The 11478-nt window shown below is 64.6% G+C and carries 13 protein-coding genes; 8 read left to right on the top strand and 5 right to left on the bottom strand.

What is annotated here, in order from left to right:
• Positions 1 to 3: 3 nt before the first annotated feature.
• On the top strand, positions 4 to 1548 hold the full coding sequence (locus G3O00_RS34050; protein WP_206145616.1) for a TolC family protein: 1545 nt from the start codon (positions 4 to 6) through the stop codon (positions 1546 to 1548).
• A 305-nt stretch (positions 1549 to 1853) separates the two neighbouring features.
• A complete protein-coding gene (locus tag G3O00_RS34045) occupies positions 1854 to 2561 on the top strand; it encodes an MgtC/SapB family protein (RefSeq protein ID WP_011354660.1) in 708 nt (235 codons plus the stop codon).
• 46 nt (positions 2562 to 2607) lie between these two features.
• Here the strand turns inward: G3O00_RS34045 and G3O00_RS34040 are convergent, their stop codons facing one another.
• Positions 2608 to 3327 carry an autoinducer binding domain-containing protein gene (locus G3O00_RS34040; RefSeq protein ID WP_011354659.1) on the bottom strand — a complete coding sequence of 240 codons (720 nt, stop codon included), beginning with the start codon at positions 3325 to 3327 and terminating at the stop codon, positions 2608 to 2610.
• Positions 3328 to 3400: 73 nt separating this feature from the next.
• Here G3O00_RS34040 and G3O00_RS34035 point away from each other — a divergent pair, with 73 nt between their 5' ends.
• The 4 genes from G3O00_RS34035 (at position 3401) to G3O00_RS34020 (ending at position 6148) form a co-directional block, all read left to right on the top strand.
• Positions 3401 to 3844, top strand: a complete 444-nt coding sequence (locus G3O00_RS34035; protein WP_174932552.1) for a DUF4902 domain-containing protein — start codon at positions 3401 to 3403, stop codon at positions 3842 to 3844.
• Positions 3845 to 4058: 214 nt separating this feature from the next.
• A complete protein-coding gene (locus tag G3O00_RS34030; RefSeq protein WP_011354657.1) occupies positions 4059 to 4667 on the top strand; it encodes an acyl-homoserine-lactone synthase in 609 nt (202 codons plus the stop codon).
• A gap of 51 nt (positions 4668 to 4718) precedes the next feature.
• Positions 4719 to 5483, top strand: coding sequence for a hypothetical protein (locus G3O00_RS34025; RefSeq protein WP_206145615.1), 765 nt, complete (start codon positions 4719 to 4721; stop codon positions 5481 to 5483).
• Positions 5484 to 5761: 278 nt separating this feature from the next.
• Entirely contained in the window at positions 5762 to 6148 is a 387-nt protein-coding gene (locus G3O00_RS34020) for a VOC family protein (RefSeq protein WP_041493245.1), read from the top strand.
• Positions 6149 to 6169: 21 nt separating this feature from the next.
• Here the strand turns inward: G3O00_RS34020 and G3O00_RS34015 are convergent, their stop codons facing one another.
• Both G3O00_RS34015 and ribA read right to left on the bottom strand, forming a co-directional pair.
• Positions 6170 to 6736, bottom strand: a complete 567-nt coding sequence (locus tag G3O00_RS34015) for a GNAT family N-acetyltransferase (RefSeq protein ID WP_206145614.1) — start codon at positions 6734 to 6736, stop codon at positions 6170 to 6172.
• A 150-nt stretch (positions 6737 to 6886) separates the two neighbouring features.
• The gene (ribA, locus tag G3O00_RS34010) at positions 6887 to 7537 is read right to left on the bottom strand and encodes a GTP cyclohydrolase II (RefSeq protein WP_069260282.1); all 651 of its coding nucleotides are present in this window, start codon (positions 7535 to 7537) and stop codon (positions 6887 to 6889) included.
• Between the two features lie 177 nt (positions 7538 to 7714).
• Here ribA and G3O00_RS34005 point away from each other — a divergent pair, with 177 nt between their 5' ends.
• Positions 7715 to 8176 (top strand): CBS domain-containing protein, encoded by a 462-nt coding sequence (locus tag G3O00_RS34005; RefSeq protein WP_011354633.1) that lies wholly within the window; start codon positions 7715 to 7717, stop codon positions 8174 to 8176.
• Between the two features lie 154 nt (positions 8177 to 8330).
• On the opposite strand, the gene G3O00_RS34000 is transcribed toward G3O00_RS34005, so the two are convergent.
• Positions 8331 to 8660 carry a DUF4148 domain-containing protein gene (locus tag G3O00_RS34000; RefSeq protein WP_206145613.1) on the bottom strand — a complete coding sequence of 110 codons (330 nt, stop codon included), beginning with the start codon at positions 8658 to 8660 and terminating at the stop codon, positions 8331 to 8333.
• A gap of 512 nt (positions 8661 to 9172) precedes the next feature.
• Between G3O00_RS34000 and G3O00_RS33995 the strand changes: the two genes are divergently transcribed.
• The gene (locus G3O00_RS33995) at positions 9173 to 9571 is read left to right on the top strand and encodes a GreA/GreB family elongation factor (protein ID WP_011354631.1); all 399 of its coding nucleotides are present in this window, start codon (positions 9173 to 9175) and stop codon (positions 9569 to 9571) included.
• Between the two features lie 175 nt (positions 9572 to 9746).
• On the opposite strand, the gene G3O00_RS33990 is transcribed toward G3O00_RS33995, so the two are convergent.
• Entirely contained in the window at positions 9747 to 10868 is a 1122-nt protein-coding gene (locus tag G3O00_RS33990; protein ID WP_174932560.1) for a porin, read from the bottom strand.
• Positions 10869 to 11478: the final 610 nt, after the last annotated feature.

Raw genomic sequence — 11478 nt, 5'->3', positions numbered from 1 at the left:
CCCATGCGCCTACCTGAACCGCCGGCCGCCTCGATCGCCGCCGCCGCCCTCGCGACCGCCGTCGCGCTGGCCGGCTGCGCGACGTCGTCGATCGATCTGGCGCCGGAGGCGTCCGATCGCCCGTGGCAACCGCAAACGTCGGCCGCAGGCGACATCGTGCCGGGCCCGCCGCGCGCGTCCGCACAAGGTTCGCACGACTACACGCTGCCCGCGTCGCCGGCGCTCGCGTCAGTCTCGCCGCCGGCCGCGCTCGACGCCGCGCACGCGTACACGCTGCCCGAGCTGATCGATCTCGCGGAATCGGCGAACCCGTTGACCCGTATCGCGTGGAACGACGCACGTAACGCGGCGCTCGCGGTCGGCCTGGCCAAGACCGCCTACCTGCCGAGGCTGTCCGCGACGGCCATGGGCGGGTACCAGGCAAACCACGGCTCGACGTCGTCGATCCTCGGTGACTCGTCGAGCAACTCCACCGTGCACGGCACCATCTCGGCGCTGTCGCTGCAATGGTTGCTGTTCGATTTCGGCGGCCGCGCGGCGCGCGTCGAAGCGACCGAGCAAGCGTCGATCGCGTCGAACGTCGCGTTCACGGCCGTGCACCAGCAGGTGATCCACGAAGTAACCGTCGCGTACTACCGCTACGAAGCCGCACGCTCGCGCGCGCTCAGCGCCCAGCAGGGCCTCGCGAACGCGGACGCGATCCTCGCGGCCTCCCGCGCGCGGCTCAAGCACGGCGTCGGCACGGTCGTCGAGCTCGCGCAGGCGACGCAGAACCGCGCGCAGGCAAACCTCGCGCTCGTGCAGGCGAACGGCACGGAGAGCGACGGCTACCTCGCCCTCGTCTCCGCGCTCGGCATCTCGCCACTGTCGAAGCCGACCATCGCCGCGCTGCCGAAGCGGCCGCTGCCGCCCGCGCTCGGCTCGTCGGTCGACGCGATCGTGTCGGATGCGATCGCGCGCCGCCCCGACCTGCAGGGCGCGTTCGCGCTCGAAAAGGCCAATCGCGCGAAGATCAAGGCGGCGGAAGCCGCGTTCATGCCGAAGATTTTCCTGTCCGCGTCGACGTCGTACGCGAGCGGCGGCACGTCCATTTCCGCACTGCCCGCGATCGGCGACCAGGCGCCGACCGTCAACCTGAACGGCAGCCGCTACGGCGGCGGCGTGTTCCTCGGCGTGACGATTCCGCTGTACGACGGCGGCCTGCGCTCGGCCGTGCTGATGCAGGCGCGCAACGATGCGGAAAGCGCCACCGCGCGACTCACGCGGACCAAGGAGGAAGCCGTCCGACAGGTCGTCGCCGCGCAGAACGCGGTGCAGACGAGCCTTGCGTCGCACGACGCCGCGAAGGCGCTCGTCGATGCCGCGCAGACGAGTTACGACGCGGCGCTGACCGCATACCGGAACGGCGTCGGTTCGGTCACCGATGCGACGATCGCGCAAAGCCAGCTCCTGGCGGCCCGCAACGCGGAGGTCGACAGCTATGCCGGGGCGCTGTCCGCTGCTGCCGCGCTCGCGCTTGCGACCGGGACGATCGGCTCGGCGCAGTAGCGCAACCGCCGCGAGGCGGTTGACGCATGCGCTCGCCGCCCACTAGAATGCCGCCCATTCTTCCTTCAGGAACCATCGTGGACAGTTGCAGCACTCCGTTGCGTGCGCCGCTTGCCGCCTGAACGCCTGTCCGACGCAGTTCTCCTGCCCGGCTCGCGTTCCGCGAGCCGCACGCCTACCGTTTCACACTGAATGACGCATTCGCGCGGTACAGTACCGCGCGATGACGGCTATCTTCGCGTCGCCTTCGGCCTTGCGCCGCAGCGACGCGAAACGGCACGCGCTCCTTGCACGGCAGGACAACCATGACTTTCGATTTCGCACTCCGTCTTTTCACCGCGTTCGCCTGCGGCGTCGCCATCGGCATCGAACGCCAGATGCGCCAGCGCACGGCCGGCCTGCGCACGATCACGCTCGTCGCGAGCGGCGCGTGCCTGTTCGTCACGCTCGGCGTGCTGACCGGCAACGGCGTCGCGGGCGTCACGCAGATCGCCGCCTACGTCGTGTCGGGCGTCGGCTTCCTAGGCGGCGGCGTGATCATGCGCGACAAGGGCTCGATCCAGGGCATCAACACCGCCGCGACGCTGTGGTGCTCGGCCGCCGTCGGCGTGCTGTCCGGTTCCGGTCATTACGTGCCGGCGCTCGCCGGCACCGGTGTCGTGCTGCTGACCAATACGCTGTTGCGCAGCGTCAGCCAGGCAATCAACGCGACGCCGGTATCGAACGCCGATCTCGTGCGCGAATACCAGATCACCGTGATCTGCCTGGCCTCCGACGAAGTGCACATCCGCACGCTGCTGTCGAACTCGATGTATGCGAAGCCGCTGTCGTTCCAGAGCCTCACGAGCGAGGACGTGCCCGACCAGCCGGACCGGCTGAAGGTGACCGCGACACTGAAGCTGCATCCGAAGGATCAGCAGAAGCTCGAGCAGATCGCGAGCCGGATGAGCATGGAGAAGAGCATTTCCAGCGTGAGCTGGACCGCGAAGGAAGCGGAGCCGATGATGGAGTAAGCGGCCCGGCGGCAGCCGCATGTCGCGCTGCCGCCCTCACGCCCCGTCAGGGCGTCTCGATCAGCCCGGCCGAGATTGCCTTGACGACCGCCTGGACCTTGTTCGTCGCACCCAGCTTCTCGAGGATGTTGTTGACGTGGAAGTTGACCGTTCGCTCCGAGATGCTGAGGATCTGGCCGATTTCGCACGCGGTCTTGCCTTCGGCCGTCCAGCACAGCACCTCGCGCTCGCGCGCGGTCAGCGTGACGCCCGCCGCCGGCGCCAGCTTCGGCACCACGAAGCGGCTCATCAGCGAATGCGACAGGTTCGCGAGCCAGTTCGTCTGCAACGTCAGCATGTTGATCTCGGCCGGCGTCAGCCTGTCGGCATGACGGGCGATGCTCAGCAGGCCGAACGCACCGCGGGCCGCCCAGCTCGACTGCGCGACCCCCACCGACAATCCGTAATCACGCGCGTCCTGCCACAGCGGGCACGGTTCGATCCGGTCGACGTCCGGCCAGACGATCATGTTGGTGCTGAGCGCGCCGTCGCGAACCGTCGAGTCGATCTCGATGTAGTTCTGCGCCTGGTAGTGCGCCATCCAGCCGTCCGGATAGGTATTGAAGATCGCGACCGCGGGCTTCGAAACGGGCAGCGGGACGCGAATACCGTAACAGCAGTATTCGAATCCCAGCCGTTTGGAATAGGCGGCGATCCGCTGGAAGAGCTGCTGCTCATCTTCCGCGGCGCTGAATTGTTGATAGGCATCCTGCCAGCGCAGTTCCATTCATTCTCCGACAACGTCACGCTGTCATACTTGTCAGGTTCCAGCACCCGTTCGAGGCTGATACATTCCGCGCATGACTTCACCTTTGCTGCACCCGGTCCCCGGCCCGTCCCCGGACGGCTACGTACGCCTGTCAGAAAGCGCACTGGCCGTGCTTGCGCTCGACCATGTCGCAAGCGGCCTCGACACATCGCTGCGCGAGGAATTGCGCGACAGCGCAATCGACGCTCGCCTCGCCGGCTATACCGAATGGCATCGCCCGGCCAGTGCCGGCGTCGCTTACGTGACGATCGGCTGGGACTGGTATCTCGACCGCGCGACGGGCACGTTCGTGATCGCGGGCGGCGACGTCCGCAGCAACGTGATGGCCATCGACGCCACCGGCGCCGACATCGGCATGTTCCGCACAGCCGCCGCGCTCGCCGCACGGCTCGCGTGCATCGACTGGCCCGCCGCTGTCGCGTCAGCCCTGCTCGGGCACAACGACGCCTATCATGCCGGTCCGACGCTCCAGTGACAACTGGCTGCGCACCTATTCCTCTGACAATTTACGCGGTGCTGGCGCTCTTTATAAGCAAAAGCGCCACGGTTTTCAATCCCGTTGATCAAGAAACCGTTACCACGTCCTAAACGACGTCTTTCCGGCATCACCCTGTAAGAGTTACCAGTTACAGCCCCCTCGTGCTGCGCGATGTAATGCACGCATACAAAAGCACAGATCCGAGGACACCATGCGGACCTTCGTTCACGAAGAAGGGCGGTTGCCACACGAACTTGCAGCGGATCTCGGGCGCTATCGGCGCCGTGTGTTCGTCGAGCAGCTTGGTTGGGCGCTCCCGTCGGCGAACGAAAGCTTCGAGCGCGACCAGTTCGATCGCGACGATACCGTGTACGTGTTCGCGCGAAACGCCGACGGCGACATGTGCGGATGTGCGCGCCTGCTGCCGACGACACGCCCGTACCTGCTGAAGTCGCTGTTCGCCGACCTGATCGCCGAAGACATGCCGCTGCCGCAATCGGCCGCCGTCTGGGAGTTGTCCCGGTTCGCGGCAACCGATGACGAAGGCGGCCCGGGCAATGCCGAATGGGCCGTGCGCCCGATGCTCGCGGCCGTCGTCGAATGCGCGGCGCAGCTTGGCGCACGGCAGTTGATCGGCGTGACGTTCGCGAGCATGGAACGGCTGTTCCGCCGGATCGGCATACACGCGCACCGCGCAGGCCCGCCGAAGCAGGTGGACGGACGTCTGGTGGTCGCGTGTTGGATCGACATCGATCCGCAAACGTTTGCTGCACTAGGAATCGAGCCGGGGCAGGCCGCCCGGCAAGCCATCGCCGCTTGACCCGGAACACGCGTTTCTGTCAGGGCGGCATCGTAACGAAGGAGAATCAACGTGGACCAGTCTCAGGTCTTTCGCGCGATGATGCCCGGGTTGACGAGCGCCAACGGCGCCCGCATCGCGGTCGCCTACCCGTCGTTTCCCCGGCCGCTGCCGCTCGTGCGGCTCGACCGTCGCGGCCTCGTGTTCCGCGCCGGCGGCGCCGCGCCGCTCGTCTGCGGGCTGCCACGCGCGGCGACGCTGCTGGTTGCGGACGAGCCGCTCTGCTCGCTGCGCCTCGTGATCCGCGACATCGCTCCGGCCGGCGAAGGCCGGCATGACCTGACGATGCAGCCGTCCGGCGCCGCCGGCGACGAACTGCTGTGGCATGCGTTGCGCGATCGCGAGCCCTACCGCCGGATTCGGCAACCGCTCGCGCCCGTCGACACGTCCATCGCCTCCGACGGTGAACCGCACGCGTCGGCCGGCGAAGCCGGGCCGCGCCCGTCACGCAGCGCGGCCTTCCGGCTGCCCTGCCACAGCGACGCGCTGTTCTTTGCCGATTGGCTCGAATATCACTTCGACGAGTTGCGTGCGCTGTCCCAGCAACATGGGTCTCAACTGCAGCTCAACCAGCTCGAGCGACAGGTGGCCGACGACGAGGTCGGCGTGCGCTTCGTCTACGACATCGACGGGCACGCGACGCGGCACGCACTGACTGACTGCGCGCGCGAGGCCTGTGCATGGATCGAGACGGAGATGCGCGACAAGTACGCGTTACCGGTCGCGCAGGAGCGTTTCAGCGCGTTTGCGGCGCATGCCCGGGCTGGCAGCATGTGAGTGCGACGCAACAGAAAGTTGTATCGATACAACTAGGGCTTGCCATGCCTCGGGTTTTCCCTTAAATTTACGTCTGTCTCCTCCATGTCTCCAAACATGGATTCAGCCCGCTCAATGTAGCGGGCTTTTTCTTGCCTGCATACTTTTCCGGGGCCATATCACCTCCTCCCCGGCTCCCTCGCCGGACGCGACGCACGATGATGTCATCCGCTTGCCTCACGCAACGCGGATTGGCCGGCTTATCATTGACCGGCCCGCCACTCGTCCCCGAGGCCATCTTGCACGCCCATCTGCGCATTGCCCGCCCGGTCAGCAACCTCGCCCGCACCGAGCGCATGTATCGCGACGCCCTCGACCTTTCCGTTCTTGCGCGCTTTGAAGATCACGACGGCTTTTCCGGCGTGATGCTCGGGCGCGACGGCCTCGACTATCACTTCGAATTCACGCACTGCCCCGACCATCCGATCGCGCCGTCGCCGACGCCCGAAGACCTGATCGTGTTCTACCTGCCTGATCGGCCGGAATGGGAAGCCGCCTGCGCGCGCGCCACGGAGCATGGCTTCATGCCGGTGACGTCGTTCAATCCGTTCTGGGAAATATCCGGCCAGACTTTCGAGGATGCCGACGGCTACCGGATCGTGCTGCAGAACGGCACGTGGCGCTGACAGGCGAACGCGCGTGAGCCGTTACGCGCCGGCCAGACCGGCGGCGCGGGCGGCATACACGACGTGCCGACGCAGCGCGTGCCCTTCCGGCAACGCTGGATGGTCGAAATCGCGCGCGGGTTGACGCTGCATGCCGAGCCGCTGCATCACGCGTTGTGATCGCAGGTTGGTGTCGGCCGTCCACGCGAAGATCTCGCCGAGTCCGATCCGGTCGAACCCGTCGCCCAGTGCAGCAGCGGCCGCTTCGGCAGCGTAGCCCTGCCCCCATGCGTGGCGCGCCAGCCGCCACATGATCTCGACGCACGGCGCCATCGGATGCGTTGCACGCACTTCGTGCGACAAGCCGCACACCCCGATCAACGTCGCGTCGGCGCGGCGCTCGACCGCCCACGGGCCGAAACCGTGTGCATCGAAATGCGCGTCGAAGCGCGCGATGACGTCGCTCGCCTCGTCAACGGGCATTGGGCCGCGCGCGAGCCACGCGGTCACGTCTTGATCCTCATGCATCGCTGACAGCGCGCCGGCATCCGCCGGCCGCCAGCGGCGCAGCGTCAGACGTTCGGTTTCGATCTTCGACGGTGTGGACATGGGAGAGACGGATCGTTCAGGCGACGTCACGCGAGCGCCGTCGCAAACCCGAAAGCGGAACGGATGGAGGGGAAATGAAAATCGTCGCCTTTGCCGGCGACGATCCTGGGAACGGATGACGAGAGACGGGCGCTGGCGCGCCCGCGTCGATTACTCGTTTTCTTCGAAGTAATGCCCGAACTTCGTCTGCTTCGTGCGGATATAACGCTCGTTTTCCTCGCGCACGGGCACCGCAAGCGCGACGCGTTCGCAAACCGGAATACCGTGCTTCGCGAGCGTGTCGAACTTCGCCGGGTTGTTGCTCATCAGCCGCACGGACGTCACACCGAGGATCCGGAGGATCGCGGCGGCCGAATCGTATTCGCGGGCGTCATCGGGCAGGCCGAGGTCAAGGTTCGCCTCGACTGTGTCGCGCCCCTGCTCCTGCAGCGCGTACGCGCGAATCTTGTTGCTCAGGCCGATCCCGCGCCCTTCGTGACCGCGCAGATACAGCAGCACGCCGCGGTCTTCGGCCGCGATGTAGCGCAATGCGAGATCGAGCTGCTCGCCGCAGTCGCAGCGGTACGAGCCGAATACATCACCGGTCAGGCATTCGGAATGGAGGCGCGTCAGCACGGACTGCTCGCCGGCGACGTCGCCCATCACGAGCGCAAGGTGTTCGGCATCGCTGCCGGATACGCGGAAAGCGTAGGACGTGAACGTACCGTAGCGCGTGGGCAGCGACGCGGTAGCGACGAGCGTCACGCACTCGTCGGCCTGGCCGTTGCCCGGCGTGGGCGATTGGGGACGCGAAGACATCATGAATTCAATCGAAACGTTCAGGAATGTAGGAGTTGTGTGGATAGTGCGTGACCGGAGTTTACCGCTAATCTGGAATCGTCACGCGACTGCCGCCACCTGCGCGGCTATACTGGGCCCATCGGGTGACAAGCATCACACCCTGCCTGCCCAGCAACGACCTGCACACGGAGAAAGCGAATGAGCACGACTGTCGCGCAGCTTCTCAAGGCCAAGCCGGATTCGGGCCGCACCATCTACACCGTCACGAAGACCGATCTCGTCTACGACGCCATCAAGCTGATGGCGGAAAAGGGCATCGGCGCGCTGCTGGTCGTGGACGGCGACGACATCGCGGGCATCGTCACCGAGCGCGACTACGCGCGCAAGGTCGTCCTGCAGGACCGCTCGTCAAAAGCCACCCGCGTCGAGGAAATCATGACGGCGAAGGTGCGCTACGTCGAACCGTCGCAATCCACCGACGAGTGCATGGCGCTGATGACCGAGCACCGGATGCGCCACCTGCCCGTCCTCGACGGCGGCAAGCTGGTCGGCCTCATCTCGATCGGCGACCTCGTCAAGAGCGTGATTGCCGATCAGCAGTTCACGATCAGCCAGCTCGAACACTATATCCACGGCACGCCCGCGGTCACGTCCGCCTGACCCGCTCCAGCAAAAAACGCCCAAACGCGCGAGCGTCTGGGCGGAAAGCCGCCGGAATGCGGCGACGGAGGTTCTGCTCCTGCGGGCGAATGACGCGCACAACCGGTGCGCGTCTCGTCGATTAAGCGGTGCGCTCGGGCAGACCCGGGGGCGTTCAGTTGCCGAAGTAGACCGAATTCACGGGATTCGGTGCTTCGCGCGTCACACGACGGCCAGCCTGGCCGGCACCCGTCGCCACGGCACCGTAGCCGCTCGTATCGGCTTGCGCGAGCATCGGCTGGTTCGGCTGAATGCGTTGTTCCGCGGCCTGGATGTTGCCCGGATACTGCGAATCGCTCGCCAGCGGCTTGTAGCCGTTCTGTTCGAGTTGCACGAGCTCGGCCTTGACCTGGTCGCGGGTCAGCCCCTGCTCGGACTGTGCAAACGATGCGATCGGGGTGGCAATGACGGATGCGGCGATAGCTGCGTAGATGACCGACTTCATGATTTACCTCCGGTATATGTGCTCTTATGGTGTCGCCTCGGCAGGACTGTCTGAAGCGATTGAATCCAGTGTAGTTCTCGCCCACCCAAGGGGAAACCCTTAGTTTGAACATACAGCGTTGCGATTTTGACAAAAATCGCCGGCGAATCCCGAACGATATCGTCGCAACTTGCTTCACCTGCACAACAATCGCTGACGAAATGCCGACAGCCAAATCACATATCCCAAAGGTTGTGTTGTAGAATCGTAAGGTTTTATTCGCCAGTCGATTTCCCATCCACCATGTACGCGCTCACGCCCCTTTCGGTTTCGCCGTCCGGCCCGGCCGGCGTGCGCGCGCACGCCGGTCATCCGGCGCATCCCCTCGCTCGACGCACGGCCCAGGCGCCGCTCGCCCCTGCCCGGCGCCTGATCTGACGGCTCGGTCTCCTCCCGGAGCCAGGTCAGACAGGCTCCGGGCGATCCCCATAGGCACGCCACGCCTGCCCCTGCCGATCATTTGGAGAACTGCCATGAAACAACGCCTTTACCAGTTGACCGAACTCGACGTTGCTCGCCTCGAGAAGCACGCTGAACACAACCCGCGCTTCCAGACGATGCTCGATACGCTTCTTGAGCGCGCCGACATCGTCCAGCCCGACGCCATCAAGGCGAACGTCGTCACGATGAACTCGCAGATCACGCTGCTCGACGAAGCGACCCAGGAACAAGCCACCTGGACGATTGTTTACCCGGATGCCGCCAATCTCGAGCTCGGTCGCCTGAACGTCTTCTCGCCCGTCGGCATGGCCCTGCTGGGCACCCAGCGCGGCCAGATGGTCAAGGTGACGCAGCCGAGCGGCGCCGAAAAGCTGATGAAGGTCGCCGCGATCGTGTTCCAGCCGGAAGCCAACGGCGAATACACGCGCTGAGCCACTGCCGCCGGCATCGCGCCGCAGCGGCGCACAAAGAAAAAAGCGAGGCACAGGCCTCGCTTTTTTGCGTCCGGACGACGTGAATCGTCGCCATCACATTCCGCAGACGAAAAAAAAGGCGCCCGAAGGCGCCTTTTTCGATGCTGCGAAGCGGGTTACCCCGCCGTCACGCTTAGAAGCGGTGACGCAGACCAACCGTTGCTGCGGTTTGGTTGATCGACGAGCTCGGCAGGTTGTCGCTGAAGTTGCTGCCGTTGTAGATCGATGCGCCAACGCCGTTCTTCGCTGCACGCTGGTACACAGCTTGTGCGTAGACGTCCGTGCGCTTCGACAGTGCGTAGTCAGCTTGCAGACCGAACTGGTTCCAGTGCGTGCTGCCGTTGTTGATCTTCGCGTTCGTGTACGTGTAAGCAGCACCCAGGCCGAGAGCCGGCGTCAGGTTGTACTTTGCGTTGACTTCGTAGTTGTCGGTGCGGACCGTACCCAGAGCACCGGCTGCATTGTTGTCGAGACGCGCTTGCGTCCATGCTGCACCGACTTGTGCCGGGCCGAATGCGTAGCCAGCAGCAGCGCCGTACGTGCGAACACGGCCTTGGCTAGCGATGCCACCGATTGCCGACGACGTCGCGCCGTTTGCGTTGCTACCGTCACCCAGGTTCGCTTGCGAGTATGCAGCTGCCAGCTTCAGGCCTTGGTACTGGTATGCAGCGCCCGCGCTGTACGCACGGTTGTTGCCGAAGTTCGTGTTGTTCGAGAACGAGTACGTGCCGCCGAATTGCAGGCCAGCGTAGTTCGCGCTCGTGAACTTGATCGTGTTGTTCGCTGCGACATCACCGGTCGTGCTCAGACGGTCGAGGTTCAGCGGGTGCGCGAAGTACGTGCCGCCCCACGAGCCCGTTGCCGTCAGCGGCGCCAGGTAGTCTTGTGCTGCGTCATACTGCTTACCCAGCGTGACCGTACCGTACTGGCTCGACAGGCCGACGAATGCTTGACGGTTGAACATGCCGCCGTTGTTGCCCAGCTTGCCGTCACCGATGCCGAAGCCGCTTTCCAACGTGAAGATTGCCTTCAGGCCGCCACCCAGGTCTTCCGAGCCACGCAGGCCGAAACGGCTCTGGTCAATGCCCGAACCCATTGCGAAGCGCGACTTGCCAGCTTGGCCGAGTGCCGGCTGGACGTTGCTCGTGTAGGTGATGCCTGCGTCCAGGACGCCGTACAGCGTGACGCTGCTTTGTGCGTGAGCGACGGTAGCAAACGATGCTGCAGCTGCTGCAACGATCAGAGTCTTGTTCATTCGTGGAGCTCCCTTCTAAAAAGAGGCAGGTCTCGCGACCTTGTTCATAAACGGTCTGCAACCGCCCGGGAGCGCCATCGATCCTGCTGGCCGCGCCCGGATAGTTGCCCGTTTGGGAACCGTGAGTTTAGGGGTGTACCCTAGGGGAGCGATCCGCAAATAAAGAAATAAGCTTTTCCAGAACTAGAAATAATAGAAATGGGGCCGCGTTATAAGTATTTGTTTTGACGTTTGTTTTTGACTTCTTGACGGGGGCATTTTGGAGGCTTCCATCGCACCATTCTTTCATGTCATCGTCTTGACGGTTGCATAGAAACAACAAACGGATTCGGCGCGACACCCCGGAATCGGCAAATTTTACCCGATTTGGTCTCGAATTTCAGGCCCCGGGCATCCAAAGCGCATTCGTCAGCCAGTAAACAGGACACGACATTCGTTCAGCGGGTCGCATCCCCCGTCAGCCACACATACAGAACGGCCTGCCTCCACTTGCCGACGGCTTTCCCGCCCGCCGTGACACACGGTAACAGCCTTAACTGCTGGCGTAACCCGGCCGGCCGACTGGCAGGCTAATGTAAGGCAGCCTCGAATACAGAACAGGACACGCCAA

It is taken from the genome of Burkholderia sp. Ac-20384 (assembly GCF_017104605.1).
Lineage (GTDB): Bacteria > Pseudomonadota > Gammaproteobacteria > Burkholderiales > Burkholderiaceae > Burkholderia > Burkholderia lata.
This window is presented reverse-complemented; position numbering and strand designations above follow the sequence as displayed.

Coding starts and splice junctions, on each gene's coding strand:
- G3O00_RS34045 (WP_011354660.1), top strand. CDS start 1,854: ATGACTTTCGATTTCGCACTCCGTCTTTTCACCGCGTTCGCCTGCGGC.
- G3O00_RS34030 (WP_011354657.1), top strand. CDS start 4,059: ATGCGGACCTTCGTTCACGAAGAAGGGCGGTTGCCACACGAACTTGCA.
- G3O00_RS34050 (WP_206145616.1), top strand. CDS start 4: ATGCGCCTACCTGAACCGCCGGCCGCCTCGATCGCCGCCGCCGCCCTC.
- G3O00_RS34000 (WP_206145613.1), bottom strand. CDS start 8,660: ATGAAGTCGGTCATCTACGCAGCTATCGCCGCATCCGTCATTGCCACC.
- G3O00_RS33990 (WP_174932560.1), bottom strand. CDS start 10,868: ATGAACAAGACTCTGATCGTTGCAGCAGCTGCAGCATCGTTTGCTACC.
- G3O00_RS34015 (WP_206145614.1), bottom strand. CDS start 6,736: ATGTCCACACCGTCGAAGATCGAAACCGAACGTCTGACGCTGCGCCGC.
- G3O00_RS33995 (WP_011354631.1), top strand. CDS start 9,173: ATGAAACAACGCCTTTACCAGTTGACCGAACTCGACGTTGCTCGCCTC.
- G3O00_RS34005 (WP_011354633.1), top strand. CDS start 7,715: ATGAGCACGACTGTCGCGCAGCTTCTCAAGGCCAAGCCGGATTCGGGC.
- ribA (WP_069260282.1), bottom strand. CDS start 7,537: ATGATGTCTTCGCGTCCCCAATCGCCCACGCCGGGCAACGGCCAGGCC.
- G3O00_RS34040 (WP_011354659.1), bottom strand. CDS start 3,327: ATGGAACTGCGCTGGCAGGATGCCTATCAACAATTCAGCGCCGCGGAA.
- G3O00_RS34035 (WP_174932552.1), top strand. CDS start 3,401: ATGACTTCACCTTTGCTGCACCCGGTCCCCGGCCCGTCCCCGGACGGC.